Annotated in this window: 26 protein-coding genes and 2 pseudogenes; 15 read left to right on the top strand and 13 right to left on the bottom strand. The window is 70.7% G+C overall.

Annotation, left to right across the window (positions count from 1 at the left end; translation table 11 throughout):
• Positions 1 to 59: 59 nt before the first annotated feature.
• Positions 60 to 605 (top strand): DUF4291 family protein, encoded by a 546-nt coding sequence (locus tag AB0M80_RS05130; RefSeq protein ID WP_364559091.1) that lies wholly within the window; start codon positions 60 to 62, stop codon positions 603 to 605.
• A gap of 222 nt (positions 606 to 827) precedes the next feature.
• Positions 828 to 4,562 carry a multifunctional oxoglutarate decarboxylase/oxoglutarate dehydrogenase thiamine pyrophosphate-binding subunit/dihydrolipoyllysine-residue succinyltransferase subunit gene (locus AB0M80_RS05125; protein ID WP_364559089.1) on the top strand — a complete coding sequence of 1,245 codons (3,735 nt, stop codon included), beginning with the start codon at positions 828 to 830 and terminating at the stop codon, positions 4,560 to 4,562.
• A gap of 61 nt (positions 4,563 to 4,623) precedes the next feature.
• On the opposite strand, the gene AB0M80_RS05120 is transcribed toward AB0M80_RS05125, so the two are convergent.
• Complete coding sequence (locus tag AB0M80_RS05120; protein ID WP_364559086.1) at positions 4,624 to 5,319, bottom strand: hypothetical protein; 696 nt, start codon at positions 5,317 to 5,319, stop codon at positions 4,624 to 4,626.
• 92 nt (positions 5,320 to 5,411) lie between these two features.
• Here AB0M80_RS05120 and AB0M80_RS05115 point away from each other — a divergent pair, with 92 nt between their 5' ends.
• From AB0M80_RS05115 to AB0M80_RS05105, 3 genes are read left to right on the top strand one after another with little or no spacing between them, the layout of a single operon-like run.
• Entirely contained in the window at positions 5,412 to 5,930 is a 519-nt protein-coding gene (locus tag AB0M80_RS05115; RefSeq protein ID WP_364559083.1) for an N-acetyltransferase, read from the top strand.
• A 15-nt stretch (positions 5,931 to 5,945) separates the two neighbouring features.
• Positions 5,946 to 6,926: an LLM class flavin-dependent oxidoreductase gene (locus AB0M80_RS05110; protein ID WP_364559081.1), complete on the top strand. Its 981-nt coding sequence runs from the start codon at positions 5,946 to 5,948 to the stop codon at positions 6,924 to 6,926.
• A gap of 58 nt (positions 6,927 to 6,984) precedes the next feature.
• Positions 6,985 to 7,611, top strand: coding sequence for a LysE family translocator (locus AB0M80_RS05105; protein WP_364559078.1), 627 nt, complete (start codon positions 6,985 to 6,987; stop codon positions 7,609 to 7,611).
• Here the strand turns inward: AB0M80_RS05105 and AB0M80_RS05100 are convergent.
• The 4 genes and pseudogenes from AB0M80_RS05100 to AB0M80_RS05085 all read right to left on the bottom strand — a co-directional run bounded on the left by AB0M80_RS05100 (position 7,608) and on the right by AB0M80_RS05085 (position 10,804).
• A complete protein-coding gene (locus tag AB0M80_RS05100; RefSeq protein ID WP_364559076.1) occupies positions 7,608 to 8,480 on the bottom strand; it encodes an ABC transporter substrate-binding protein in 873 nt (290 codons plus the stop codon). The genes AB0M80_RS05105 and AB0M80_RS05100 overlap by 4 nt on opposite strands.
• Positions 8,477 to 8,908, bottom strand: a pseudogene (locus AB0M80_RS05095) (ABC transporter permease subunit); the annotation flags it as partial. The gene AB0M80_RS05100 and the pseudogene AB0M80_RS05095, both read right to left, overlap by 4 nt.
• A 78-nt stretch (positions 8,909 to 8,986) precedes the next feature.
• A pseudogene (locus AB0M80_RS05090) lies at positions 8,987 to 9,645 on the bottom strand (ABC transporter permease subunit).
• Between the two features lie 73 nt (positions 9,646 to 9,718).
• A complete protein-coding gene (locus AB0M80_RS05085) occupies positions 9,719 to 10,804 on the bottom strand; it encodes an ATP-binding cassette domain-containing protein (protein WP_364559073.1) in 1,086 nt (361 codons plus the stop codon).
• Positions 10,805 to 10,895: 91 nt separating this feature from the next.
• Here AB0M80_RS05085 and AB0M80_RS05080 point away from each other — a divergent pair, with 91 nt between their 5' ends.
• On the top strand, positions 10,896 to 12,302 hold the full coding sequence (locus tag AB0M80_RS05080) for a bis-aminopropyl spermidine synthase family protein (RefSeq protein ID WP_364559071.1): 1,407 nt from the start codon (positions 10,896 to 10,898) through the stop codon (positions 12,300 to 12,302).
• Between the two features lie 53 nt (positions 12,303 to 12,355).
• On the opposite strand, the gene AB0M80_RS05075 is transcribed toward AB0M80_RS05080, so the two are convergent.
• Positions 12,356 to 13,537: an NADP-dependent malic enzyme gene (locus AB0M80_RS05075; protein ID WP_364559068.1), complete on the bottom strand. Its 1,182-nt coding sequence runs from the start codon at positions 13,535 to 13,537 to the stop codon at positions 12,356 to 12,358.
• A gap of 359 nt (positions 13,538 to 13,896) precedes the next feature.
• Between AB0M80_RS05075 and rfbC the strand changes: the two genes are divergently transcribed.
• The 4 genes from rfbC (at position 13,897) to AB0M80_RS05055 (ending at position 16,211) form a co-directional block, all read left to right on the top strand.
• A complete protein-coding gene (gene rfbC, locus AB0M80_RS05070; protein WP_364559066.1) occupies positions 13,897 to 14,502 on the top strand; it encodes a dTDP-4-dehydrorhamnose 3,5-epimerase in 606 nt (201 codons plus the stop codon).
• A 59-nt stretch (positions 14,503 to 14,561) separates the two neighbouring features.
• Positions 14,562 to 15,035, top strand: a complete 474-nt coding sequence (locus AB0M80_RS05065) for an SRPBCC family protein (RefSeq protein WP_364559063.1) — start codon at positions 14,562 to 14,564, stop codon at positions 15,033 to 15,035.
• Entirely contained in the window at positions 15,032 to 15,466 is a 435-nt protein-coding gene (locus AB0M80_RS05060; protein ID WP_364559060.1) for a MarR family transcriptional regulator, read from the top strand. The genes AB0M80_RS05065 and AB0M80_RS05060 overlap by 4 nt, the downstream gene beginning before the upstream one ends.
• Positions 15,467 to 15,536: 70 nt before the next feature.
• The gene (locus tag AB0M80_RS05055; RefSeq protein ID WP_364559057.1) at positions 15,537 to 16,211 is read left to right on the top strand and encodes a hypothetical protein; all 675 of its coding nucleotides are present in this window, start codon (positions 15,537 to 15,539) and stop codon (positions 16,209 to 16,211) included.
• Here the strand turns inward: AB0M80_RS05055 and AB0M80_RS05050 are convergent.
• Complete coding sequence (locus AB0M80_RS05050; RefSeq protein WP_364559054.1) at positions 16,208 to 16,681, bottom strand: hotdog fold domain-containing protein; 474 nt, start codon at positions 16,679 to 16,681, stop codon at positions 16,208 to 16,210. The genes AB0M80_RS05055 and AB0M80_RS05050 overlap by 4 nt on opposite strands.
• Before the next feature lie 82 nt (positions 16,682 to 16,763).
• Here AB0M80_RS05050 and AB0M80_RS05045 point away from each other — a divergent pair, with 82 nt between their 5' ends.
• On the top strand, positions 16,764 to 17,351 hold the full coding sequence (locus AB0M80_RS05045; protein ID WP_364559052.1) for an acid phosphatase: 588 nt from the start codon (positions 16,764 to 16,766) through the stop codon (positions 17,349 to 17,351).
• 1 nt (position 17,352) lies between these two features.
• Positions 17,353 to 17,835 carry a GNAT family N-acetyltransferase gene (locus AB0M80_RS05040; RefSeq protein WP_364559049.1) on the top strand — a complete coding sequence of 161 codons (483 nt, stop codon included), beginning with the start codon at positions 17,353 to 17,355 and terminating at the stop codon, positions 17,833 to 17,835.
• A 1-nt stretch (position 17,836) separates the two neighbouring features.
• Here the strand turns inward: AB0M80_RS05040 and AB0M80_RS05035 are convergent, their stop codons facing one another.
• A complete protein-coding gene (locus AB0M80_RS05035; protein WP_364559046.1) occupies positions 17,837 to 18,307 on the bottom strand; it encodes a hypothetical protein in 471 nt (156 codons plus the stop codon).
• 364 nt (positions 18,308 to 18,671) lie between these two features.
• Here AB0M80_RS05035 and AB0M80_RS05030 point away from each other — a divergent pair, with 364 nt between their 5' ends.
• Both AB0M80_RS05030 and AB0M80_RS05025 read left to right on the top strand, forming a co-directional pair.
• Positions 18,672 to 19,598 carry a diacylglycerol kinase family protein gene (locus tag AB0M80_RS05030; protein WP_364559044.1) on the top strand — a complete coding sequence of 309 codons (927 nt, stop codon included), beginning with the start codon at positions 18,672 to 18,674 and terminating at the stop codon, positions 19,596 to 19,598.
• Between the two features lie 274 nt (positions 19,599 to 19,872).
• Positions 19,873 to 20,127, top strand: coding sequence for a WhiB family transcriptional regulator (locus AB0M80_RS05025; protein ID WP_003059797.1), 255 nt, complete (start codon positions 19,873 to 19,875; stop codon positions 20,125 to 20,127).
• 283 nt (positions 20,128 to 20,410) lie between these two features.
• On the opposite strand, the gene AB0M80_RS05020 is transcribed toward AB0M80_RS05025, so the two are convergent.
• The 3 genes from AB0M80_RS05020 to AB0M80_RS05010 form a co-directional block, all read right to left on the bottom strand.
• On the bottom strand, positions 20,411 to 21,931 hold the full coding sequence (locus AB0M80_RS05020; protein WP_364559042.1) for a histidine kinase N-terminal domain-containing protein: 1,521 nt from the start codon (positions 21,929 to 21,931) through the stop codon (positions 20,411 to 20,413).
• Between the two features lie 322 nt (positions 21,932 to 22,253).
• The gene (gene rsrA / locus AB0M80_RS05015) at positions 22,254 to 22,574 is read right to left on the bottom strand and encodes a mycothiol system anti-sigma-R factor (RefSeq protein WP_364559039.1); all 321 of its coding nucleotides are present in this window, start codon (positions 22,572 to 22,574) and stop codon (positions 22,254 to 22,256) included.
• On the bottom strand, positions 22,571 to 23,194 hold the full coding sequence (locus AB0M80_RS05010; RefSeq protein ID WP_364559037.1) for a sigma-70 family RNA polymerase sigma factor: 624 nt from the start codon (positions 23,192 to 23,194) through the stop codon (positions 22,571 to 22,573). The genes rsrA and AB0M80_RS05010 overlap by 4 nt, the downstream gene beginning before the upstream one ends.
• 195 nt (positions 23,195 to 23,389) lie before the next feature.
• Here AB0M80_RS05010 and ybaK point away from each other — a divergent pair, with 195 nt between their 5' ends.
• Entirely contained in the window at positions 23,390 to 23,866 is a 477-nt protein-coding gene (gene ybaK, locus AB0M80_RS05005) for a Cys-tRNA(Pro) deacylase (RefSeq protein ID WP_364559034.1), read from the top strand.
• Positions 23,867 to 24,005: 139 nt separating this feature from the next.
• Here the strand turns inward: ybaK and AB0M80_RS05000 are convergent, their stop codons facing one another.
• Both AB0M80_RS05000 and AB0M80_RS04995 read right to left on the bottom strand, forming a co-directional pair.
• A complete protein-coding gene (locus AB0M80_RS05000) occupies positions 24,006 to 24,614 on the bottom strand; it encodes an alpha/beta family hydrolase (protein ID WP_364559031.1) in 609 nt (202 codons plus the stop codon).
• Positions 24,611 to 25,369, bottom strand: a complete 759-nt coding sequence (locus AB0M80_RS04995; RefSeq protein ID WP_364559028.1) for an SOS response-associated peptidase — start codon at positions 25,367 to 25,369, stop codon at positions 24,611 to 24,613. The genes AB0M80_RS05000 and AB0M80_RS04995 overlap by 4 nt, the downstream gene beginning before the upstream one ends.
• Positions 25,370 to 25,444: the final 75 nt, after the last annotated feature.

The raw sequence follows: 25,444 nt of genomic DNA, 5'->3' as shown, positions 1-25,444 counted from the left end.
CTTCTCTTGAGCACGAAAGTTCGTGGCCCGGTGGCCGGGGCGCTGGGAACATGGCGGGCATGTTCGAAGAGAAGCGGGTCCCCGACCGGCAGGTCCGTGCGGCACAGACCGAGACGACCGTCCGGGTTTACCAGACCTGCTCGCCCTCGGTCGCCGACGCCGCGAAGGAGAGGTTCAAGCCGCCGTTCGAGCGGGACGGGGCGACGTGGATCGTGCCGTCGTTCCGCCTGGCGGCCTACGAGAGCGGCAACGGGAGCAAGCTCGGCCAGGAGCGCGTCCTGGCGATCGACCTCACCCGTGACGGCTTCGAGCAGGCCCTCTCCCCTTCGACCGGCGGCCCGGCGCGGATCGAGTGGGAGGCGGAGCGAGACCTCGACCACACGCCGCTGAACTTCGCCGCGATCCGCATCGGGCTGAGCAGCGAAGCCGCCGGCCACTACGTCGACGAGTGGATCACCGCGATCACCGACGTCACGCCGGTCGTGCGGGACATCGCCGGGCTGCTCGCGACGGACCAGCTGCACAAGGCCGTGAAGCTGGTCCCCCACGAGCCGCCGTACCCGCTCGGCGCGGACCTCGCCAAGGTCATCGGAGCGACGCCGTAGGGCAGCGCGAGGGGCGAGCCGGAAGAGGCCGGGAACTCTGTACCGGGTCCAGCGCTTAAGGTTCCCTTAGCACATCTTGATCGAGTCAGTGACCGATACCCTAGTGCGCCTCGCCTCACACAGGCCGGTTCCATCACATCGCGGTCACCGAGGGGGTTAGCCTGGTAGGCGCATCAGCGGATTCAAGATCGAGATCGAGACGGATAGAGGCGAGCCCCAGCCGTGTCCAGCAGCAGCCCTGCGTCACAATTCGGCCCCAACGAGTGGCTGGTCGAAGAGATGTACGACCAGTTCCTCGCCGACCCTTCCTCAGTCGATGCCGCATGGCACGACTTCTTCGCGGACTTCAAGCCGACGCAGAGCGCGCAGGCCAAGGCGGACAACGCCCGGCAGCAGCAGGCCGACGTCAAGTCCACCACCAACGGCCAGGCCGCGCAGCCGTCGGCCAAGGCGGTGCAGAACGCGGAGTCGGCGGCCAAGCAGTCCTCGACGGCGTCGGCCGAGAAGCCGGCCCCCGCGAAGGCGGCGCCGAAGCAGGCAGCCCCGAAGCAGGCGGCGCCGAAGCCGGCCGCGAAGGCCGAGCCGAAGGCCGACGCCAAGCCGCAGGCGAAGGAAGAGCCAGAGTCGAAGCAGCTGCGCGGTGCCGCGGCGGCCATCGCCAAGAACATGGACGCCTCGCTGAGCGTCCCCACCGCGACCAGCGTGCGCGCGGTCCCGGCGAAGCTGATGGCCGACAACCGCATCGTCATCAACAACCACCTGAAGCGCACCCGTGGTGGCAAGATCTCCTTCACGCACCTCATCGGCTACGCCATGGTGCGGGCGCTGAAGAACTACCCGAACATGAACCGGCACTACCAGGTGATCGACGGGAAGCCGTTCGCGATCACGCCGGAGCACGTCAACTTCGGGCTCGCGATCGACATGAAGGGCAAGGACAACTCCCGCACGCTCGTCGTGGCCTCGGTCAAGGGCTGCGAGGACATGTCGTTCCTGCAGTTCTGGCAGGCCTACGAGGACATCGTCAAGAAGGCCCGCAACAACAAGCTCACCGCGGACGACTTCTCCGGCACCACGATCTCGCTGACCAACCCGGGTGGCATCGGCACCAACCACTCGGTGCCGCGCCTGCAGGCCGGCCAGGGCGCCATCATCGGCGTCGGCGCCATGCAGTACCCGGCGGCCTTCGAGGGCACCAGCGAAAAGACGCTGGTCGACCTCGGCATCAGCAAGATCATGACGCTGACCTCGACCTACGACCACCGCATCATCCAGGGCGCGGAGTCGGGCGAGTTCCTCAAGCGCATCCACCAGCTGCTGCTCGGCGAGGACGGCTTCTACGACGACGTCTTCACCAGCCTGCGCCTGCCGTACGAGCCGATCCGCTGGGTCGCCGACATCCCGGACGGCCCGGTCGACAAGACCGCCCGCGTGATCGAGCTGATCGACGCGTTCCGGATGCGCGGCCACCTGATGGCCGACACCGACCCGCTGAACTACCGCCAGCGCAGCCACGCCGACCTGGACGTCCTGTCCCACGGCCTGACCCTCTGGGACCTCGACCGCGAGTTCCCGGTCGGCGGTTTCGCCGGCCAGGAGCGGATGAAGCTGCGCGACATCCTGGGCGTGCTGCGCAACTCGTACTGCCGCACGGTCGGCATCGAGTACACCCACATCCTCGACCCCGAGGAGCGCCGCTGGATCCAGGAGCGCGTCGAGGTCCCGCACGAGAAGCCGGACCCCGCGGTCCAGAAGTACGTGCTCTCGAAGCTGAACGCCGCCGAGGCGTTCGAGACGTTCCTGCAGACCAAGTACGTCGGCCAGAAGCGCTTCTCGCTCGAAGGCGGTGAGACGGCGATCCCGCTGCTCGACACGCTGCTGGACAAGGCCGCCGAGCACGAACTCGACGAGGTCGTCATCGGCATGCCCCACCGCGGCCGCCTGAACGTGCTGGCCAACATCGTCGGCAAGCCGATCAGCCAGATCTTCCAGGAGTTCGAGGGCAACCTCGACCCCGGCCAGGCGCACGGCTCCGGTGACGTGAAGTACCACCTCGGCGCCGAGGGCAAGTACTTCCGCATGTTCGGCGACGGCGAGACGAAGGTGTCGCTGACGGCGAACCCGTCGCACCTGGAGACCGTGGACCCGGTCCTCGAGGGCATCGTCCGTGCGAAGCAGGACCTCCTGGACAAGGGCGGCGAGGGCTACACCGTGCTGCCGGTCCTGATGCACGGCGACGCGGCCTTCGCGGGCCAGGGCGTCGTCGCCGAGACGCTGAACCTGTCGCTGCTGCGCGGGTACCGCACCGGCGGCACCGTGCACGTCATCGTCAACAACCAGGTCGGCTTCACGACCGCGCCGGAGCACTCGCGCTCCAGCCAGTACGCCACCGACGTCGCGAAGATGATCGGCTCGCCGATCTTCCACGTGAACGGTGACGACCCGGAGGCCGCGCACTGGGTGGCCAAGCTGGCCGTCGAGTACCGGCAGGCGTTCCACAAGGACGTCGTCATCGACCTGATCTGCTACCGCCGCCGCGGCCACAACGAGGGCGACGACCCCTCGATGACGCAGCCGGCGATGTACGACATCATCGACACGAAGCGTTCGGTGCGGAAGACCTACACCGAGTCGCTGATCGGCCGCGGTGACATCTCCGTCGAAGAGGCCGAGGCCGCACTGCGCGACTTCTCGAGCCAGCTGGAGCACGTCTTCAACGAGGTCCGCGAGCTGGAGAAGCACCCGGCGAAGGCCAGCCCGTCGGTCGAGGAAGAGCAGCAGGTCCCGGCCAAGGTGAAGACGTCGGTCGACCGCGCGGTCATCGAGCACATCGGCGACGCGTTCGTCGAGGTCCCGGAGGGCTTCACGCCGCACCCGCGCGTCAAGCCGGTCATGGAGCGGCGCCACAAGATGTCCCGCGAGGGCGACATCGACTGGGCGTTCGGCGAGCTGCTGGCGTTCGGGTCGCTGGCGATGGAGGGCCGTCTCGTCCGGCTGTCCGGCCAGGACTCGCGGCGCGGCACGTTCACCCAGCGGCACTCGGTGTTCATCGACCGCAAGACCGGCCAGGAGTACTCGCCGCTGCAGAACCTGGCCGACGGCCAGGGCCGCGTGATGATCTACGACTCGGCGCTGTCGGAGTACGCGGCCGTCGGCTTCGAGTACGGCTACTCGGTGGCCAACCCGGAGTCGCTGGTCATGTGGGAAGCGCAGTTCGGTGACTTCGTCAACGGCGCGCAGACCGTCATCGACGAGTACATCTCCTCGGGCGAGGCCAAGTGGGGCCAGCGCTCGGACGTCGTGCTGCTGCTGCCGCACGGCCACGAAGGCCAGGGCCCGGACCACACCTCCGGCCGCATCGAGCGGTTCCTTTCGCTGTGCGCAGAGGGCTCGATGACGGTGGCGGTGCCGTCCACCCCGGCGAACTACTTCCACCTGCTGCGCCGCCACGCCCTCGACGGCATCCAGCGCCCGCTGGTCGTCTTCACGCCGAAGTCGATGCTCCGCAACAAGGCCGCGACGTCGGGCGTCGAGGACTTCACCGGCGAGAGCCGGTTCATGTCCGTCATCGACGACACCACGCCGGACCCGTCGAAGATCCGCAAGGTGCTGCTGACCTCCGGGAAGCTGTACTGGGAGCTCGTGGCGGAGCGGACGAAGCGCGAGGCCGACGACGTCGCGATCGTGCGGATCGAGCAGTACTACCCGCTGCCGAAGAAGAAGCTGCTGGCGGCGCTGGAGCGGTACACGAACGCGACGCAGGTCGCGTGGGTCCAGGAGGAGCCGGAGAACCAGGGTGCGTGGCCGTTCTTCGGCCTGAACCTGCCCCGGAAGTTCCCGGAGGTGCTCTCGGGCCTGCAGGTCGTCTCGCGCCGCCCGATGGCGGCCCCGTCGGCCGGTTCGTCGAAGGTGCACGAGGTCGAGCAGAAGGCGCTGATCTCGAAGGCGTTCGACTGATCGCTTGACCACGGCGAAGGCCTCCTCCCGGTTCGCCGGTGAGGAGGCCTTCTTCGTGTGTTCAGCTGAGAGACTCCGAAGCCGCCTTCGCGAGGCTGTGCGCGTTGCGGCGGCACCGCTCGATGTTCCGGTCCGACGGTTCCGCCGCCGTGACGATCACCGTCACGTCGACGTTGCCCTGGTAGAACCGCACGCCGCACTGCAGGGTGCCGCTCTGGTCGTAGCCGACGTCCGCCGCCTTCGTCGCCTTCCCGATCGCCTCGGTGATCGGCTTGGCCCCGCGGTCCACTTCGATCTCGTAGCCCGCCTTCGCGTACCCCGGTCCCGCTCCCGAGCCCGGCTGCAGCGACTTCGCCAGCATCATCGACACCGTGCCGGACGACGAGCCCGCCTTAGTCCACGAGCAGCTCAGCTGGGAAAGCTGGATCTTGTCGTCCGAGGTGCTCGCCGGTTCCGGCGGGGCGTCGCCGGACAGGGGCGGCAGGTTGTTCATCCGGCTGCCGACCTCGCTGCAGCGCGGCAGCGAGGTGGACTTGTCGGGCTCGCCCGCGGCCGACGTCGAGGCCGGCGCGGCCGTGGACCGCTTGTGGTCCGCCGTCAACAGGAAGAACGCGCCGACGCCCACCCCGGCCAGCACGAGCACGCCGGCCACCACGAGCACGACGATCAGCACGGTCTTCCCCCCGGACTTCGGCGGCGGGTAACCGGGGTACTGCTGGTACGGCTGCTGATACGGATACTGCGGTCCTTGCTGCACGAAACGGACACTAGGTCATTCGCGCGGCCGGAGCAGGCGGTTCACCCGAAATCGATTGCCGGGCACCACCGGTTCACGGCAAGGTGACGATCATGCTGATCCACCGCGAGACAGCCGCCGACCAAGCGGCCATCCACACCGTCCACAGTGCGGCGTTCCGGCGTGAAGAGGGCCTGACGCCGATCGAAGGGCCGCTCGTGGACGAACTGCGCGCCGAAGGCGACCTGATCAACGCGCTGTCGCTGGTGGCGGTCCACGACGGCGAGGTGGTCGGGCACGTGTGCTGCAGCCGGGCCCGCCTCGGCGACGACACGACGGCCGCGGTCGGCCTCGGCCCGCTCGGCGTGCTGCCCGGGCACCAGGCCCGCGGCGTCGGCTCGGCGCTGGTGCACGCCGTGGTCGGCGCGGCGGACGCCCTGGGCTACGGCCTGGTCGTCCTGCTCGGCGAGCCCGCCTACTACTCGCGGTTCGGGTTCGTCACGGCGTCGGACCTGGCGATCACTTCCCCGGACCCGCAGTGGGGCCGGTACTTCCAGGCGCGGACGCTGGCCGCGTACGAACCCACCCAGTCGGGCGCGTTCGAGTACGCGCCGGCGTTCTCACGGATCTGAACAGGGAGACTGCGCATGTACGAGCCTCTGGCGTCCGTCGGTGTCCGGATCAACCGCGAGCAGCCGCCGGCCAAGCTGCGCGACCTCGCGCGCCAGGCCGAAGACGCGGGTCTCGACGAGGTCTGGCTGGTCGAGGACTGTTTCTGGGCGGCCGGCATCGCCACGGCCGCGACGGCGCTGGCGGTGACGTCGACGATCAAGGTGGGCATCGGGGTGCTGCCGGCGGTGGCGCGCAACCCGGCGGTCGCGGCGATGGAGGTCGCGGCGCTGGCCGAGCTGCACCCGGATCGGCTGATCGCCGGGTTCGGGCACGGTGTCGCGTCGTGGATGCGGCAGATCGGGGCGTACCCGGCGTCACCGCTGGCGGCGCTGGAGGAGACGCTGGTGGCGATCCGGCGGCTGCTGGCGGGCGAGCGGGTCTCGGTGGACGGCCGGCACGTCCACCTGGACGAGGTCGAGCTGGTGTTCCCGCCGTCGTCGCCGCCCCCGCTGGTGGCGGGCGTCCGGCGCCCGAAGTCCCTGGCGGTGGCGGGCGCGGCGGCGGACGGGACGATCCTGGCCGAGCCGTCCCCGCCGGAGTTCGTCCGGACGGCGTTGGCGGGCATCGCGCCGGGCCGTTCGTCGGCGGGCGCGCCGCCCCACCACGCGGTGGTGACGTACAACTGGCTGGCCCTCGGCGACCGCGAGCGGGCGCGCCGGACCGTCGCGGAGTCCCTGAACCCGGGGTCGCGGGTGCAGGTGGAGGGCCTGCCCTTCGCCGCGGAGCTGCTGGCCCTGATGGATTCGGCGGCCACGGTGGACGAGCTGGCGGCCGGCCTGCGCCCGGAGTGGATCGACCGGCTGGCCATCTGCGGCGACCTGGACGAGTGCGTGGCGGCGGTTCGTGCCCTCCACGAAGCGGGGAGCGGCTCGGTGGTGCTGCTGCCGCTGCCGGAGGAGCCACCGGAGCGGGGCATCGAGGACGCGGGCCGCGTCGCGGCGGCCCTGCGCGCCTGAGGCTCAGGAGGCCGGAAAAGGAGTTCGTGCGGGACGGCCGGCGTGCCAGGATCGGGGCATGCCGGTCGACCAGCACCTCCTTCTGGCCTTCCTCGTCACCACGGCGATCGCGATGGTGACGCCGGGCCCGGACATGCTCTTCATCCTCGGCTGTGGCATGCGCGGCGGCCCGAAGGCCGGCCTGCTCGCCACCGCCGGGGTCGCCACGAGCGAGGCCATCCACGTCGCCGTCGCCGCGGCCGGGCTGGCCGCGCTCTTCGCCGCCGTGCCCGTCGCCTTCACCGTCGTGCGGATCGTCGGCGCCGCGTACCTGATCATCCTGGGCGTGCAGGCCATCCGGAACCGCGGAACCATCCCGGACGACGACGTGAAGACCGGTGTCCCGGGCCGCCGCGCCTACCTGAGCGGCCTGCTGACCAACCTGCTCAACCCCAAGATGGTCACCTTCACCATCGCGTTCCTCCCGCAGTTCATCGACCCCGCGCACGGCCGGGTCTGGCTGCAGTTCGCCGTCCTCGGCGCGATCATGATCGTGTTCGAGTTCCTCGTCGACGGCGCCGTCGGCGTCCTGGCCGGGCGCATCGGCGGCTGGCTGCGCCGCAAGCGGAAGGCCCGGCGCCGGATCGAGGTCACCACCGGTGGCATCTTCATCGGCCTCGGCGTCCGCCTGGCCGTCGACCGCTAAGCCCGCGCCAGGAAGTCCTCGGCGATGTCGAGGGGATTGCGCTTCTCCTCGGTGAACTCGACGTTGAACCGGGTGAGCTGCTCGGTCGTCAGCGCCGCCGACACCCGGTTCAACGCCGCCACCTCCGACGGGGACAGCGTCCCCCGCGCCACCAAGGGCACTATGTGCTGCGCCGGGAACATGTTCTTGTCGTCGGCCAGCGGCACGAACCCGTTCGCGGCGATCGTCGACGACGTGCTGAACAGGTCCGCCACCTGCACGTCACCGGACTTCAGCGCCGCCACGGTCACCGGCCCGCCGGTGTCGGTGGTGCGGATCTCCTTGAACTCGCAGCCGTACAACGCCTTGATCTTGTCCTTCCAGCGGCTGCTCCACTGCCCCGGCCCGCCGAACACGAGCTCGCGGCAGCGTGGCCCGAGGTCCGAGAACGTCTTCACCCCCGTGGACGCCAGCTGCGGCCCGACGACGAGGAGGTCCTTGTCCTCCGCCGGCGCCTGGTCCAGCACCTCGAATCCGGGCGGGACCTTCCGGCGGAGCTGCGCGTAGACCTCCTGCGACGTCGTCGCGGTGGTGTCCTTGTCGAAGTAGCGCAACAGGTTCCCGCTGTAATCCGGCACCACCGACAGCGACTTGTCCTGCAGCGCCTTGACGACGACCTCGCGGCTGCCCACCGGCGGCCGCACGGTCACGTTCGTCGCACCCGCATCCCGAAGCGCCCCGGCGTAGATCTGGGCCAGCAGCAGGCTTTCCCCGACGTCGGAGGCGCCGATGATGATGTCACCGGTCGCGCCGCCTTCACCGCCGCCCGCGAGCGGGTTGCCGCAGCCGACGGCCAAGAACACGACAGCGAGAACAGCCAGCCGTTTCACGCGCTCACCTTCCTGCCGGTCGCCGCCTCGGTCGCGAGCCGGACGCCCCGGGGTACCAGTGCGCGGTTCAGCACCGCGAAGAGCAGATCGAGGACGATGGCCAGCAGCGTCGTCAGCAGCGCACCCGCGATGACCTCGGGGTAGTCCAAAATGGCCAGTCCGTCGAGCAGGAACCGGCCCAGGCCACCGAGTCCGACGTACGCGGCCACCGCGGCGGTCGCCACGAGCTGGAGCACGGCGTTGCGGACGCCGCCGAGCACGAGCGGCAGCGAGATCGGCACCTCCACCTTCCACAGCCGCTGCCAGCCGGTCATCCCGATCCCCGCGGCGGCGTCGACCACGCCGTGGTCGGTCGCCTGCAGCCCGGCGTACGTGCCGGCCAGGACCGGCGGCACGGCCAGCACCACGAGCCCGGTGATCGTCGAGGTGTTCCAGCAGCCCCTGCGGGATGCCGCCGGGCCCGGACCAGTGCGCCGGATCGCCGAACCAGCGGACGACATCGGTGATCACGAGGCAGCCACCCGGGTCCACGGCGTCAGCAGGTTTCGCGAGCCCACCAGGACCAGGTCGACGACCAGCGCCAGCAGCAGCGTCAGCACGATGCCGACCACGATCGGCGAGAAGTACTCGCGCTGGAAGCCGTCGGTGAACAGCACGCCGAGGCCGCCGGTGCCGATCAGCGCGCCCACGCTGACCAGGCTGATGTTGCTGACCGCCGCGACCCGCACGCCGGCCGCGAGGACCGGCACGGACAGCGGCAGTTCGACGGCGAAGAAGCGTCGCAGCGGCTTGTACCCGACGGCGGTGGCGGCGGCGATCACCGGCGGCGGCACCGCGTCGAGGGCGTCCAGCACCGGGCGGACCAGCAGCGCCGTGGTGTAGATGGTCAGCGCGACGACGACGTCGACGCTGTCGAGGATCCTCGACCCGATCAGGCCGGGGATGACGACGAACAGCGCGAGCGACGGGATCGTGTAGAGCAGTTGGCCAGCACCGTGAGCACCTGCCGGGCGGCTCGCCGGCGGTGGCCGAGCCGGCCCGCCGCGATCGCCAGGACGATGCCCAGCACCAGCGGGAGCAGCGCGAGGTAGACGTGGTCCCCCAGGTCACCGACGATCTGGGCGCGGCTGTTGGCGCTGCTCAGGTACCGCCCGAGCTCGTCCACGAAGGTTTGGGGGGTCCAGGGGGGCTTGCCCCCTGGCTGGGGTCTGGGGTTCGACCTTAGATGACACAGCAGCTCATGACGCCTGGGGCGCCGCCTCGATCACGTCCAGCACCTGCCGCGCGACCACGGCGCCGAGCACCCGGTGGTCTTCGTCGACGACCACGCCGAGGCTGGCGGGCGACGACAGCGCGGCATCGAGCGCACCCCGGATCGGCGTGCCCCGCACCCACAGCGAACCGCCGGCCACGAGGTCGTCTTCGCCAAGCGAACCGTCCACTGTGGAGCCGGGCGGCAGCCAGCCGCGGGGCTGCTTCTCGGTGTTGACCGCGAGCCGCCAGCCGTCGCTCGCGGTCACGGCGGAGCCGATCTCGACCAGCTCCAGCTCCTTGACCTCGACGCCGTCGGCGGAGAGGAACGACAGGCCGCGGTAGCCGCGGTCCCGGCCGACGAACGACGCGACGAAGTCGTCCACCGGGTGCCGCAGGACGTCGGCGGGGGTGCCGTACTGGGCGAGCTTCCCGCCGACCCGCATCACGGCGACCTTGTCGCCGAGCCGGACGGCTTCGTCGATGTCGTGGGTGACGAACACGATCGTCTTGCCCAGCTGCGACTGCAGCCGCAGCAGCTCGTTCTGCAGGTCCTCGCGCACGATCGGGTCGACGGCGGAGAACGGCTCGTCCATCAGCAGGACCGGCGAGTCCGCGGCGAGCGCGCGGGCGACGCCGACGCGCTGCTGCTGCCCGCCCGAGAGCTGGGCCGGGTACCGCTTGCCGAGCTCGACCGGCAGGCCGATGATCTCCAGCAGCTCGGCGGCCCGCTTGCGCGCCTTCCCCTTGTCCCAGCCCGAGAGCAGCGGCACGGTGGCGATGTTGTCCAGCACCGTCCTGTGTGGAAAGAGACCGGCGTGCTGGATGACGTAGCCGATGCCGCGGCGCAGCAGCGCCGGGTCGCCCTCGGCGACGTCCTTGCCGTCCAGCAGCACCTGCCCGGCGGTCGGCTCGACCATCCGGTTGATCATCCGCAGCGACGTCGTCTTGCCGCAGCCGGACGGGCCGACGAACACGGTGATCGTGCCGTCTTCGACCGTGAGGTTCAGCTGATCGACGGCGACCGTCCCATCCGGATACTGCTTGGTCACGTCGCGGAATTCGATGGTCACTGCCACTCCCATGTCCCGGTCCGTCCGACCGTAGCCGAGTTGACGGCGGTTGGCACGGCGTTCCGGGATGCGGTGACTAGGCTCGGAGCCCGTGAAGGCACTCGACGACGTCCTCGCCGCGCACGGCGTCGGCGTCCGCCCGCTGTACCGCGTCCTCGACCTGCTGCGCACCGGTGACCACGACCTCGGCGAGCTGGTGCGGCTGAGCACGGCGCCGCGGCGCAGCGTGGAGGCCGTCCTCGCGGCACTGGGCGACGACCTCGACCGCAGCGGCGACCGCCTGCGGATCGCTCCCGGCGTCGCGGCGTCGTACCTGCAGTACCGCGCGCCCCGCTACGCCGACCCGCTCGACGAAGCCGTGGCCACGCACGAACTGCTGCCGAAGGTCGCCGAGTGGGTGGCCGAGGTGCCCTCGCCGCTGGCCGCGCTCGACCACGTGCAGGCCACGCCGGAGACCGTGCTGCGCCGCGCGCTCTGGCTGGACGCGCAGTACGACCTCGCCTCGACGCGGCTGCTGTTCCTCGGCGACCACGACCTGACGTCGCTGGCGGTGCGGGCGATCTGCCCGTCGGCGTCGCTCACGGTCGTCGACCTGGACGAGCGCGTGCTCGCCTACCTCGACGAGCGCGGCGGCCGCGAGATCCGGACGGTGCACGCGGACCTGCGCGTCGGCCTGCCACCGGCGTTGAGCGGCGACGCCGGCCTGGTGTTCAGCGATCCGCCGTACACCCCCGAAGGCATGGGGTTGTTCGCCGCTCGCGGGGTGCAGGCGCTGCGAGAGCCGAGCGAGGGACGGCTGCTGCTGGCCTACGGCTACAGCCCGCGCCACCCGGCGCTGGGCGCGCAGGTGCAGCGGTCGCTGGCCACGCTCGGGCTGACGTTCGAGGCGATCCTGCCGGGCTTCAACCGGTACTTCGGGGCACAGGCGATCGGCAGCGCGGCGGACCTGTACGTCTGCCAGCCGACGGCGAAGGCCAAGAAGATTCGCGGCGGCAAGGCGATCTACACGCACGGGCCGCAGTCGGTGGAGGCCGCCGGGACGAAGCCGGGCCTGCTGGAGAAGCTGAAGGAGATCGCCACGGCGGGTGGGCTTTCGCTGGAATCGCGCCCGGTGGACTGGTCGATTTCCGGGCCGGAGGGCGACGCGGTCGCGATGGACCTTTCGGCCGACCCCGGCCCGTGGCTGCTGCGGACGTTGCTGGGCACGAACGCCCGGCGCTTGGCTTTGCTGGTGCCCAACGCCCACCCGGACCTGGCGGACGAGCGTTCCCAGACGGCGCTCGCGTCACTCGTCCGGGGGAAGTACGCCCTGCGGTACCTGCGGAGCACGCCGGACAACCGGCACGCGGTGGTGGTCGCGGACGCGGTGGAGCACCAGGACGAGATCCTGACCCGCGCACACGCCCGCCTGGCGAACGTCTCCCTCGACGTCCCCACGGACCTCACGGACCTGCGCCTGGTCGACGTCCCCCGCCACCGGCTCGTCGAACTGCTTTGAACACGCCGAAGGCGGCCCTCCCACCCGTGGGGAAGGGCCGCCTTCGGGAACGCTTAGTCCGTGACGCCGTCGGCTTCCGCCGCCTTCGCCACCGCGGCCGCGACCTCGGGGGCCACGCGCGGGTCGAGCGGGCTCGGGACGATCCGGTCCGCGCCGAGGTCGTCCATCGCCACCGACACGATCGCCTCGGCGGCCGCCAGCTTCATGTTCTCCGTGATCGCCCGCGCGCCGGAGTCCAGCGCACCGCGGAAGACGCCGGGGAACGCCAGCACGTTGTTGATCTGGTTCGGGAAGTCGCTGCGCCCGGTGGCCACGATCGACGCGTAGCGCGCCGCCACGTCCGGGTGAACCTCCGGGTCCGGGTTGGACAGTGCGAACACGATGCCGCCGCCCGCCATCCGGGCCAGCAGCGACTCGTCGATCGTCGCGCCCGACAGGCCGAGGAACACGTCCGCGCCTTCCAGCGCCTCCGCCAGCCCGCCCCGCAGGCCCGCCTTGTTCGTCGTCGACGCCAGCCGCGCCTTGACCGGGTTCAGGCCGTCGCGGCCCTCGTGGATGATGCCGCGCGAGTCGAGCACCGTGACGTCGCCGATGCCGGCCTCCTGGAGGATCTTCGCGCACGCCACGCCCGCCGCACCGGCGCCGGAGACGACGACGCGCTGGTCGGCGATCGCCCGGTCGAGCACCAGGTTGGCCCCGCGCAGCGCCGCCAGCGTGACGATCGCCGTGCCGTGCTGGTCGTCGTGCATGACCGGGCAGTCCAGGGCCTCCTTGAGCTTGTCCTCCAGCTCGAAGCACCGCGGCGCGGAGACGTCCTCCAGGTTGACGGCCCCGAACGACGGCCGCAGCCGCACCAGCGTCTCGACGATCTCGTCCACGTCGGTCGTGTCCAGCACCAGCGGGATCGAGTCGAGCCCGCCGAAGGTCTTGAAGAGCACCGACTTGCCCTCCATGACCGGCAGCGACGCGCTGGCGCCGATGTCGCCGAGGCCGAGCACCGCCGTCCCGTCGCTGACCACGACGACCAGCCGGTCCGCCCACGTGTAGCGCTTGGCCTTGGCCGCGTCCTCGGCGATCGCAAGGCTCACCTTCGCCACACCCGGGGTGTACGCGATCGAAAGGTCACGCGGGCTGGAAATCGGGCGGGTGGCCGCCACCGAGAGCTTGCCGCCCTCGTGCCCGGTGAAGATCTCTTCGTCGGTGACCGGCGCGACGGCGCCGGTGGGGTCGCTCATGGGGTTTCCTGTCGTCGTTTCCGTCATTCCTCCAGTGGGAATGACGGAACTCGCGGTTCGAACGTGGGTCACTGGAATTTCTCCTGGGCCTGCGAGCGGGGGACCACGGCTGCAGGGGGACACCGTGGTGATTCCCGGCACGGCAGCCCAGCGCGGTAGCGCCGGCCTGTCGGCGAGGCGTCACGTCGGCCATCGGTGCCGTGGGTCTGGCGATGGCCGCGGACGCGGCGGTCCGGCCATTGTGACAGGTCCTCCGCCGCGAGGGACCCCTCGGTGCGGTTGATGTCACACCCGCGCCGATTTCCCCGCAATTCCCAAGACGTCCGTCCGGTTTTGTTGGCGCCCGATAAGGTGACGCCATGCAATTCCGCCGGCTGAGCGTCCCGGACGCCTACGAGTTCTCCCCCCGGGCGTTCCCCGACGACCGGGGCCTGTTCGTCGCCCCCTTCCAGGAAGACACCTTCCGCGCGGCGGTCGGCCACCCGCTGCGGCTCGGCCAGTCGAACCACAGCGTGTCCCGGCGCGGCACGATCCGCGGCATCCACTTCGCCGACACCCCGCCCGGCCAGGCCAAGTACATCTACTGCCCGCGCGGCTCGCTGCTCGACGTCGTCGTCGACCTCCGCGCCGGGTCGCCGACCTTCGGCCAGTGGGACACGGCCGTGCTCGACTCGCGGGAGTTCCGCGCGATGTACCTCGCCGAGGGCCTCGGCCACGGCTTCGTCGCCCTGGAAGACGACACCGTGATGACGTACTTCTGCTCGGAGCCGTACAACCCCTCGGGCGAGCACGGCATCACCCCCCTCGACCCCGCGCTCGACCTGCCCTGGCCCGCGGACATCGAGCCGATCCTGTCCGCCAAGGACCGCGACGCGCCGACCCTGGCCGAAGCCCTGGAGCAGGGCCTTCTCCCGGCGTACGCGGACTGCGTGGCCTACTACGACAAGCTGCGCTCGGCGAACTGACGATCCCACGGCCGCAAGGCCGCTTGCGCATTTAGTAAGCGTGCATATAGTCTGCTCGCATGACACTTTACGAGTACGAGCACAGCGAGACCTCCACCGCCCCCGCCGCCGCGATCTGGCCTCTCTGGGCCGACACCGGCCGCTGGCCGGAGTGGGACGCGGGCCTCCGCTCGGTGGTCCTCGACGGTCCGTTCGCCGTCGGGACCAGCGGCACGATGACGATGGACGGCATGCCGCCGATCCCGTTCACCCTCACGGAGGTCACCGAGGGCCGCAGCTTCACCGACGAGACCCGGCTGCCGGACGCGTACCTGCGCTTCGAGCACACGCTGACCGACGTCGACGGCGGCACGCGGATCACCTACCGCGTCACCATCGACGGCCCGGACGGGTTCGGTCCGCAAGTCACCGAGGACACCCCCGATGCCATGCGCGCGCTGGCACGGCTCGCCGAGGCTGCGACATCCGGGGCTTCACCCCAGGCCGGGGGCTCCGCCACCCGGACCCCCCGGAGGGCAGGATCGCGGGTATGACCGCTCCGGAGTCCCGCCTGCCCGGTCCCGAGCGCAGCCCCGGCTTCCTGCTGTGGCGCGTGACACTGGCCTGGCAGCGGGCGATGCGGGCCGCGCTGGCCCCGCACGACCTCACGCACGTCCAGTTCGTGCTGCTGACGACGACGTGGTGGCTCACCCGCTCGGGCGAGCCACCGACCCAGCGGCAGCTCGCCGACCAGGCCGGCACCGACACGATGATGACCAGCCAGGTCGTCCGCAAGCTGGCCGGCCGCGGCCTGCTGGCCCGCACCGACGACCCCGCCGACGCCCGCGCGAAGCGCCTGGAAGTCACCCCGGCCGGCCTGGAACTGGTCGCGAAGGCGCTCGAGGACGTCGAGGCCGCCGACGCCGAGTTCTTCTCCGCCACAGACGACGGCTTCGTCGACGCGCTGGCCCGGCTCGCCCCTTGACGAATCTCGGGTTTCCCCTTGGGGGCGATCCCGGATGTCCCGGCCGCGCGGCGCGGGCAGGCTCACCGGCATGAAACTCCGCACACTCGCCGCGGCCGGGGTCGCCGCGGCTGCACTGGCGCTGGCACTGGTCCCCGGAACCGCGTCCGCCGACGAACTGCCGGCGTTCGACTTCACCGACTGCCCGGCGCCGCCGCCGAACGCCGACCCGGGCACGTGGCGCTGTGAAGCCTTTGTCTCGCAAGGAAAACTGACGATCAGCGGGCAGGAGATCCCGCTGGAAGAGATGCGGCTGACCTTCAGCGAAGGCCGGGTCGACGGCCAGTACGCGCAGGTGTTCGGGGCGCTGGAGCACGCACCGGTGCGCGTGCCCGGCCTGGCCGGCACGACGCTCCAGCTGCGCTACGGCGGCTATTCGGACTTCCAGAGCAACGACGCTCGCCGCGGCGAGCTGGACGTTTACGCGGTGCTGCAGCATCCGTTGCTGCGCGAGGAATGCAGCATCGGCACGGCGTCCGCGCCGCTGCACACCGTCGTCCACGACGACCCCGCACTGCCGCCGACGGTGCTCTCCAAGAACCCGCCGACCTTCCACTTCGGCGTCGTGGACCCGGACCTCGCCCTCCCGGCCACGCACGGCTGCGGCCCGCTCGGCAAGCTCGTCGACCGGAAGCTGGACCTGCCGTCGCCGTCCGGGGAGAACACGTTCCAGCTGGCGACGTACGTGCAGTACAAGCAGCTCTAACGCTTCTTCGGCGTCACCCAGATCGTGATCGTCCCGGTGACCACGGGCTTGCCGTCCGTGTCCGAAATGGTCACCGGGACTTCGAGGTCGAAGCCGTCGTCGCCGAACTCCGGCAGCTCGGGCAGCGCCGCCACCGCGCGCAGGCCCGTTTCCGCCTTGGCGACGTACTGGACCTTCATGCCCTTCGGCAGCCAGCGGTGCGTGGTGGGGACCGTCGCCTCGGCGAGCATGCCCATCGCGATTTCGGCGAGGTTGCAGGCGGCGATCGCGTGGAACGTGCGGATGTGGTTGTAAACACCCCACCACTTCGGCGCGGTCACTTCGCAGTGGCCCGGACGCAGTTCGCGCACCGCGGGCAGCACGGTGCGGAAGTAGGGCACCCGGAGGCACATCGCGGCGCTGAACAGCTGTTTCCCGCCCGGCTTCCCGGCCAGGTGGCGCCACAACGCGAACGTCGGCGTCTCGGACATGGGCTCTCCTCGAGCTAAGCTACCGTTCAGTAGCTAAGCAGACGGCCAGCCGCCGCGCAAACCGCCGGATATATTCGGGCACGTGACCAACCGTCTCTTCCTCCTCCGGCACGGGCAAACCGAATGGTCGATGAACGGGCGGCACACCGGCCGCACGGACATTCCGCTGACGCCGGCGGGCGAAGGCCAGGCACGCGCCGCAGGCGGCACGCTCCGGAGTCTGGTGGGCGGCCCGTCGCTGGTGCTGTCCAGCCCGCGGGCACGGGCGCTGCGCACGGCCGCGCTGGCCGGGCTGCGCGTCGACGAAGTCACCGAGGACCTCGCCGAGTGGGACTACGGCGACTACGAAGGCGTCACCACCCCGCAGATCCGGGAAACCGTGCCGGGCTGGACCGTCTGGACCCACCCGAGCCCCGGCGGCGAAAGCGCTTCGGACGTTTCCGCCCGCGCGGATCGTGTGCTGGAGCGCGCCCGGCGTGCCTGCGAAGCAGGCGACGTGATCCTGGTGGGACACGGGCACTTCAGCCGCGTGCTGGTGGCCCGCTGGCTCGACCTCCCCGCCACCGCCGGCGTCCACTTCGGACTGGACGCGGCCGGCATCGCGGTGCTCGGCGACGAGCGCGGCGAACCCCAGATCGAACACCTCAACCTGCTGCCCGCGGAGGACTGACGTGCCCGACGACCGCATCCGCCGGATCCGCCCCGACGACGTGGAGGCGGCCGTCCGCCTGGTGTACGACCTGGCGGAGTACGAGCGCGCGCCCGGCGAGTGCCACCTGACGCCTTCGCAGCTGCACGACGCATTGTTCGGCGAAGCGCCGAAGCTGTTCGGGCACGTGGCCGAAGTGGACGGCGAGGTCGTCGGCTTCGCGGTCTGGTTCCTCAACTTCTCGACCTGGCGCGGCGTGCACGGGATCTACCTGGAGGACCTGCACGTCCGGTCGTCCCACCGCGGTTCCGGGCTGGGCAAGGCCCTGCTGGCGGCCCTGGCGGCCGAGTGCGTCGCCAATGGCTACGCGCGGCTCGAGTGGTCGGTGCTGGACTGGAACCCGGCGACGGAGTTCTACAAGGCCCTCGGCGCGGTCCCGATGGACGAGTGGACGGTCAACCGGCTCACCGACGCGCCCCTGCGCGCACTGGCCGCCCAGGCGTAACTCAGTCCTCTTCGTGGCCTTCGCGCTCGGCGCGGCGGCCGGCCAGCCCGCCGCGTTCGGCGGCCTCCGTCTCGGTCTCGCCTTCGCGCAGGCCCAGCGCCCAGGCCCGCGACGGCCGCCGGAACAGCAGGACCAGCGTCGCGATGCCCAGCAGCGCGATCGGCACGCCCCACAGCGGCTCACCGGACGGGCCCAGCAGGTACCAGCCCAGCCCGATCACGATCAGCGCGATCACCACGCCGGGCGAGCGCGCCCAGGTCTGACCGAGGACGAGCCCGGCCGACGCGGCCAGGAACGCCAGCGCCACCACGATGAACGTGCCCGACTCGACGAAGACGTTGTTGCCCGGCTGAGCCGGCGACCGCAGGCCGTTCACCAGCACGATCACCCCGAACACCAGCAGGGCGAGCGACGGCACCGCGGTGACGGCGCCGGCCAGCCGAACCTCGCGGGGAGCGGGTGAGAGCTTCACTGCGGCGGCCTTCCGGAAGAACTTGGCGAGGTGCTCTGCGCGAGCACAGTTTTGCGCAGCTTCGCGCAGCACAGTTTGGGCCAGCACAGTGGACTCGACCAGGGCGAGTAACCGTGCGTGAGCTCTTTCGATCGTATGCCACCCGGTCGGCCGTTTTCCCGGGACCGCCCGTGCGTCGAAAATTCAGGTGTCGTCGATGAGCGGGCGGTCGGCCCGGGTGCACTTGTCACGACGAGCGGACACTCGCCCGTGAAGGAGGACCGCCCGGCACAGGGTCGCGAAGGTGCTGTTCCCCGGGGTTGCGCCCGTCACCATGCGGCGCCGGAAGGTTCTCGGGCCGCCGGAAGTCACTTACCCTGCGGTGGTGCGCGCAATCCTCGTCGTGAATCCCCAGGCCACCTCGACCACCGCCGGTGGCCGGGACGTGCTGGCGCACGCGCTCGCCAGCCAGGTCAAGCTCGACGTGGTCGAGACGGACTACCGCGGCCACGCGATGGCCGTCGCGCGCTCGGCCGCGCGGGACGGGATCGACCTGGTCGTGGCGCACGGCGGCGACGGCACGGTGAACGAGGTCGTCAACGGCCTGCTGGCCGACGCCGACGGCGACCCGTCCGAGATCGGCCCGGGGCCGGCACTGGGCGTCGTGCCCGGTGGCTCGGCCAACGTGTTCGCGCGCGCCCTCGGCATCTCCGCGGACCCGGTCGAGGCCACCCACCAGCTGCTCAACGCGCTGGAGAACAACCGCTCGCGCCGGGTCGGCCTGGGCTTGGCCGACGGGCACTGGTTCACCTTCAACGCCGGCCTCGGCTGGGACGCCGACGTCGTCGGCCGGGTCGCCAAGCGCCGCGGCAAGCAGACCACCGCCGGGCTGTACCTCCGGGCCGCCGTCCGCTCCTACTTCCGGCCACCGCTGGGCCGGCCGGCCCTCACCATCCGCATTCCGGGTGCGGAACCCACCGAGGCGTTGACCGCTTTCGTGTCGAACACCGATCCGTGGAGCTACCTGGGCGAGCGCGCCATCCACCTCAACCCGGGTTGCTCGTTCGAGACGGGATTGGGTTTGTTCGCGCTGAACGGTCTGCGGTTGCCCACCGTGTTCAAGCATGTACGCCAAGCTTTGGCTACGAAGAGCAACCAGCGCGGCCGACGTCTCGTGCGTCACGACGACGTGCCGATGATCCGCATAGACGCAGCTGAACCGGTAAACTTCCAGGTGGACGGCGACCTCGTCGGCCAGCGGACCAGAGTGGAATTCTTCAGCGTCCCGGATGCACTCACAGTGATCGTGTGACGACGAGACTGCTGATCGCCTGCGGCAAAGTGCCAGGTGCCGTTCGTCGACGGAGAAGCTCCACTCAGCGCATCAGCCTTCCCTTCGGTCGCCTGTCTCGGAGAGAAACCGCAGGTCAGAGGGGTCGCTCGGCCGGGTGACCTGACTCACCGATCTCCAAGAAACCCTTGTCGAAAGCGGTGCTTCGTGAAAGCATTCACAAGCACCCAAGAACACGACCGCCATTGACGACTGTGGCGCGGCTCTTCCGCGCCATATAAAGGAGCTCACGAACATGGACTGGCGCCACGACGCGGCCTGCCGAGACGAGGACCCCGAGCTGTTCTTCCCGGTGGGAACCAGCGGTCCGGCTCTGTCGCAGGTTACGCAGGCGAAGGCCGTGTGCCACCGCTGCACCGTCGCTTCCGACTGCCTGGCCTGGGCTCTGGCCAGCGGCCAGGACGCGGGCGTGTGGGGCGGTATGAGCGAGGACGAGCGACGCGCGCTCAAGCGCCGCCGTACGCACATCGGCACGCGTACCAACGCCTGACGCTTCACCGGTTTCACCCGAGCCGCGAAGGAAATTCGCCCGGCTGGCACTGCTGTGCCTACGCCGTCTGGGGCGATACCTACCCGGCTCAAGTTTAACAACTGGGGCAAAACCACCCGGCAACGGGTGCGGTGAACCCCAACGAGGACTTCGAGTCCTCCGCAAAGCGTTGAACGGCCCGGCACCACGCACCTGGTGCCGGGCCTTCATCGTGTCGTCCCGCCAGGTACGCGGGTCGTCCACCTGAGTACGCGTGTCGTCCAGCCAGGTACGGCTGAGCGGGTCAGAGGCGGCGCGAAAGCGGGATGCGCAGGGCGGCTTCCGTCCCCGTCGCCCGGGGTGACGACGCTTCCGTCCGGACCTTCCGCAGCGACAGCGAGCCCCGCAGCTCGGACTCCACCAGCGTCCGGACGATCTGCAGGCCCAGCCCGTCCGAACGTTCCAGCGAGAAACCCGACGGCAGACCGCGGCCGTTGTCGCGGATCACGACGTCCAGCCAGCGGGCCGAACGCTCCACGACCAGCTCGACCTTGCCCGAGCGGCCGGCCGGGAAGGCGTGCTCGATCGCGTTCTGCACCAACTCGGCCAGCACCATCACCAGCGGCGTCGCGATCTCCGCGACCACCACCCCGAACGAGCCCTTCCGCGACAGCCCGACCTGCGACTCCGCCGTGGCGACCTCGCCGACCATCGGCAGCACGTTGTCGAGCAGCTTGTCGAGGTCGACGCGCTCGTCCACCGAGATCGACAGCGCCTCGTGCACCAGCGCGATCGACGTCACCCGGCGCACCGACTCGGCCAGCGCGAGCCGCGCCTCCTCCGACGACGTCCGGCGGGACTGCAGGCGCAACAGCGCCGCCACAGTCTGCAGGTTGTTCTTCACCCGGTGGTGGATCTCGCGGATCGTCGCGTCCTTGGACAGCAGCGCCCGGTCCCGGCGCTTCACCTCGGTGACGTCGCGGACCAGCACCAGCGCGCCCGCCGCCTGCCCGGCCGGCCGCAGCGGCAGCGCGCGGAACAGCACCACGGCGCCGCGCCGCGAATCGGCCTCCGTCCGGCTCGACGGCTTCCCGTCGAGGGCCTCGATGATCCGGTGGGACACCTCGGTCGCGTCGAACGGGTCGCGGATCAGGGAGCGCGTCAGCGGGGCCAGCCGGGTGCCGACCAGGTCGGACTCGTGCCCCATCCGGTGGTAGGCGGACAGGCCGTTCGGGCTGGCGAACACGACCGTGCCGCTCGAGTCGAGCCGGATCAGACCGTCGCCCACCCGCGGCGACGTGTGCGTGTCGGTGGCGTTGGTGCCGTTCGGCGGGAACGTGCCGTCGACGATCATCTGGCACAGGTCGCCGGCGCTGCCCAGGTACGCGATCTCCAACGGCGAAGGCACGCGCGGCGCGGCGAGGTTCGTCTCGCGGCTCATCACGGCGACGACCTCGTCGTGGAACCGGACCGGAATCGCCTCGCGGCGCATCGGCAGGTCGCGGTACCAGTGCGGATCCTCCTCGCGGCAGATCCGCACCTCACGCATGGCCTTCGCCAGCTGCGGGTGCTCGTCCACCGTGAACCGCGTGCCGACGACGTCCTCGGGGTGCGCGGTGGGCGCCGTCGTCGGCCGCGCGTGCGCGACGCAGACGAAGTCGCCGCCGTCCGGCTGCAGTTCCTCGGTCACCGGGACCCAGAGCAGGAAGTCCGCGAAGGACAGGTCGGCCAGCAGCTGCCACTCGGCGACGACGGTCTGGAGGTGGTCCGCCGCCTCCCCGGGGAGGCCGGTGTTGTCGGCGAGCAGTTCGGCGAGCGTGGACACGGCGTTACTCGACCGCCCCGGCCACGTCGGCCCCGATCTCGGCCATGGACACCCTCCTCGCGCTCCGCCCCCGGCAACCCCATCCAACCAGAACAGGACGTCATGACACACTTGAGAGGTTGACCCGAGCCCGGCAGGCGCCAGCGCCGCGGCCGTGGCCACTTTTGACGACGAGGAGTGAACATGTCGAAGCGCGCCCGCAAGCGTCGCGACCGGAAGAAGAACGGCGCGAACCACGGCAAGAAGCCCAACGCCTGATCCGGCGTCCGGCATGCCGAAGGCCCCCGCACCACGGTGCGGGGGCCTTCGTCGTGCTCGGGCGCTACTCGGAGCGCTGCTCGAGGGTGATCTCGGTGCGTTCCACGGTGACGCCGCCGCGCGTGGCGACGGTCTGGCGGATCGACGCGCGCAGCCGGCTCTTCAGCTCGGCCGGGGCGTGGTCGCCGCCGCACTTGCGGGCCAGCAGCTGCTTGATGTGCTCGTCGATGCCGTACTCCTCGAGGCACGGCGGGCAGTCCTCGATGTGCTGACGCAGTGCGGCGTCGCGCTCGGGGCTGCACTCGCGGTCGAGCAGCAGGTAGATGTCGGCGAGCGCCTCTTCGCAGCGCACCTTGTCGGACGCGCCCTCGCACATGTCGTTCATCGGCCGGCCACCTCCTCCTGGGCACCCCGGATGAAGCCGCGCTCGCGCGCCACGTCGGCGAGCAGGTCGCGCAGCTGGGCGCGCCCGCGGTGCAGACGGGACATCACGGTGCCGATGGGGGTGTCCATGATCTCGGCGATCTCCTTGTACGCGAAGCCCTCGACGTCGGCCAGGTAGACGGCCAGCCGGAACTCCTCGGGCAGCCTCTGCAGGGCGGCCTTGACGTCGGTGTCGGGCAGGTTGTCCATCGCCTCGACCTCGGCCGACCGCAGCCCGGTGGAGGTGTGGTTCTCCGCCTTGGCGATCTGCCAGTCGGTGATCTCCTCGGTGGGTGCCTGCACCGGCTGCCGCTGTCGCTTGCGGTAGCCGTTGATGTAGGTGTTGGTCAGGATGCGGTACATCCAGGCCTTGAGGTTGGTCCCCGCCTTGAAGGAGGCGAAGGCGGCGTACGCCTTCAGGTAGGTCTCCTGGACCAGGTCCTCGGCATCGGCGGGGTTGCGGGTCATCCGCATCGCGGCCGAGTACAGCTGGTCGAGCAGCGGCATCGCGTCCTGCTCGAAGCGCTCGGCGCGCTCGGCTTCGGTCGCTTCCTCCGGCGCTGAGTTCTGCGTGCTCGGCAAACCGTTCCCTTCCCGCTCGGCGTCGATGCGCGTGCGCGCATACGGCGGACCCGAGTTTACGCGGGGACCGGGCACGCCGCGGTTCGCCGGTGCCTGCGGACGGCGGCGGCTGCTGCGTGAGCGTGTGGTGGCGAGCGTTGTGGTCACGCCCCGTACAACCGATCGGGGGGATCGGGCATTCCCTAGACTTCCGCCATGGCTGGCAAGGGCACCCCGGCGACCGCGGCGTTGACGAAGCAGAAGGTGGCGCACACGCTGCACGCCTACGACCACGACCCGCGGGCCGAATCGTACGGGCTCGAGGCCGTGGAAGCGCTGGGCCTGGACCGGGCGCGCGTGTTCAAGACGCTGGTGGCGGAGGTGGACGGCCGGTTGGTGGTCGGCGTGGTCCCGGTCACGGGACAGCTGGACCTGAAGGCGTTGGCGGCCGCGGCGGGCGGCAAGAAGGCGAAGATGGCCGACCCGGCGGCGGCCCAGCGGGCGACGGGGTACGTGCTGGGCGGGATCTCCCCGCTGGGCCACCGGAGCCGGCTGCCGGTGGTGATCGACGCGTCCGCGGAGGGGTTCGATACGGTGTTCTGCTCGGCCGGGCGACGGGGGCTGGAAGTGGAGCTGGCCCCGGCGGACCTCATCCGGCTCACCGGCGCGGTGGTGACTTCGATCGCGGCCTGACCTGCGGAAATGTGCCCCTTGGGACGGCCGGGCAGCCCCCACCCGTCCCGGGGGGCGTCCCCTGTCCAGTGTATCGGGAGTGGGGTGCAAAAACGGGCCTGCCGCAAATCTGTGGACAGCCGGCCCCGTTGTGGACAACTCAGCCGAGCGGCCTCAACACCCGTGACAGCCACTCGGTGGCCGCCCGCGAAACGCCCTCCAGGTCCGCCGACAGGTTGTGGTCGCCGTCCACCACCACGATCTCGTGGTGCGGCCCGGCAGCAGGCCGCCCGAACGGGTCCCGCTCCCCCTGCACCACCAGCACCGGCACCTCGACCGCGTCCAGCTCCGGCTGGCGCGTCTTCTCCGGCTTGCCCGGCGGGTGCTCCGGGAACGCCAAGCACAGCACCGCCACCGCCTGGCCGGCCGCCGCCGTCCGGCAGGCCACCCGCGCTCCCGAAGAGCGGCCGCCGAACACGAACGGCAGGCCGTCGAAGCGCTCCGACAGGTCGTCCGCCACCGTCAGCCACGCCGTGTCCAGCTGGTTCGCCGGGGCCGGCGCCCGGCGGCCCGCCACCCGATACGGCTGCTCGACCAGCGCCACGTGCACGCCCGCCGCCTGCGCCGCCCGCGTCACCGCCACCAGGTCCTTCGCCTCGAGGCCGCCGCCCGCGCCGTGGCCGAGCATGAGCACCGCCACGCCCTCCTCGGCGCAGTGCAGGTAGACCCGCGCCGGGCCGTAGGCGGTGTCGATCGGAATGGCCGTCATGACTTCGGCGCGTCGAACAGGGCGCCCTCTTGCGCCGGATCGACTCGCTCCAGCAGTTCGGGCCCGTTGTTGCGGACGTTGTTGACCCGGCTCGAAATCGGCCGCAATTCCAGCGACGCCACGATGTCGTCCGGCGTGGGCACCAGCAGGTCGGTGACGTCCTCGCGGTCCGGGTCCAGCCAGCCGTCCCAGTGCGCGCGGGGCACGATCAGCGGCATCCGGTGGTGGATGTCGGTGAGCTGCCCGGCCGCGTCGGTCGTGATGATCGAGAACGTGATCAGCGGCGACGCGTTGTCGTCGTCCTTCGGCCGCCAGCTCTCCCAGATCCCGCCGAACGCGATCGAGGAGCCGTCCGGCTCCGTCATGTAGAACGGCTCTTTCTCCTTGCCGGTGCGGCGCCACTCGAACCAGCCGTCGGCCGGCACCAGGCAGCGGCGGGACACCAGCGCGCGGCGGAAGGCGGGCTTCTCGGCGGCCGTCTCGGCGCGCGTGTTGATCATCCGCGAGCCGACCGACGGGTCCTTGGCCCAGAACGGCACCAGGCCCCACTTCATCATCCGCAGCGAGCGCTCGGCGGGCTCGTCTTCGATGACCTGTCCGTCTTCGTCGCGCGGGTGCCGCTGCACGACGGTGACCACGTTCTTCGTCGGCGCCACGTTGTGGTCGACCCGCGCCCGGCCTTCGGTGAGATCGATCGCGTCGAACTCCTCGATCAGCTTCGCCGGGTCCTTGGTGGCGGCATAGCGGCCACACATGACCGACCTCCTCGCAGGGGGAAACGTCCGGAACGCCATCGTTACACGCACGCCAGGGCCGTGGCGAGCGACGTG

This window comes from Amycolatopsis sp. NPDC051045, assembly GCF_040682955.1.
GTDB lineage: Bacteria > Actinomycetota > Actinomycetes > Mycobacteriales > Pseudonocardiaceae > Amycolatopsis.
This window is presented reverse-complemented; position numbering and strand designations above follow the sequence as displayed.

Bases quoted from the DNA above. Each gene is read 5' to 3' on its own strand.
- AB0M80_RS05130 (WP_364559091.1), top strand. From the start codon at position 60: ATGTTCGAAGAGAAGCGGGTCCCCGACCGGCAGGTCCGTGCGGCACAG.
- AB0M80_RS05115 (WP_364559083.1), top strand. From the start codon at position 5,412: ATGCTGATCCACCGCGAGACAGCCGCCGACCAAGCGGCCATCCACACC.
- AB0M80_RS05110 (WP_364559081.1), top strand. From the start codon at position 5,946: ATGTACGAGCCTCTGGCGTCCGTCGGTGTCCGGATCAACCGCGAGCAG.
- AB0M80_RS05105 (WP_364559078.1), top strand. From the start codon at position 6,985: ATGCCGGTCGACCAGCACCTCCTTCTGGCCTTCCTCGTCACCACGGCG.
- AB0M80_RS05075 (WP_364559068.1), bottom strand. From the start codon at position 13,537: ATGAGCGACCCCACCGGCGCCGTCGCGCCGGTCACCGACGAAGAGATC.
- rfbC (WP_364559066.1), top strand. From the start codon at position 13,897: ATGCAATTCCGCCGGCTGAGCGTCCCGGACGCCTACGAGTTCTCCCCC.
- AB0M80_RS05065 (WP_364559063.1), top strand. From the start codon at position 14,562: ATGACACTTTACGAGTACGAGCACAGCGAGACCTCCACCGCCCCCGCC.
- AB0M80_RS05060 (WP_364559060.1), top strand. From the start codon at position 15,032: ATGACCGCTCCGGAGTCCCGCCTGCCCGGTCCCGAGCGCAGCCCCGGC.
- AB0M80_RS05055 (WP_364559057.1), top strand. From the start codon at position 15,537: ATGAAACTCCGCACACTCGCCGCGGCCGGGGTCGCCGCGGCTGCACTG.
- AB0M80_RS05050 (WP_364559054.1), bottom strand. From the start codon at position 16,681: ATGTCCGAGACGCCGACGTTCGCGTTGTGGCGCCACCTGGCCGGGAAG.
- AB0M80_RS05025 (WP_003059797.1), top strand. From the start codon at position 19,873: ATGGACTGGCGCCACGACGCGGCCTGCCGAGACGAGGACCCCGAGCTG.
- rsrA (WP_364559039.1), bottom strand. From the start codon at position 22,574: ATGAACGACATGTGCGAGGGCGCGTCCGACAAGGTGCGCTGCGAAGAG.
- ybaK (WP_364559034.1), top strand. From the start codon at position 23,390: ATGGCTGGCAAGGGCACCCCGGCGACCGCGGCGTTGACGAAGCAGAAG.
- AB0M80_RS05000 (WP_364559031.1), bottom strand. From the start codon at position 24,614: ATGACGGCCATTCCGATCGACACCGCCTACGGCCCGGCGCGGGTCTAC.
- AB0M80_RS04995 (WP_364559028.1), bottom strand. From the start codon at position 25,369: ATGTGTGGCCGCTATGCCGCCACCAAGGACCCGGCGAAGCTGATCGAG.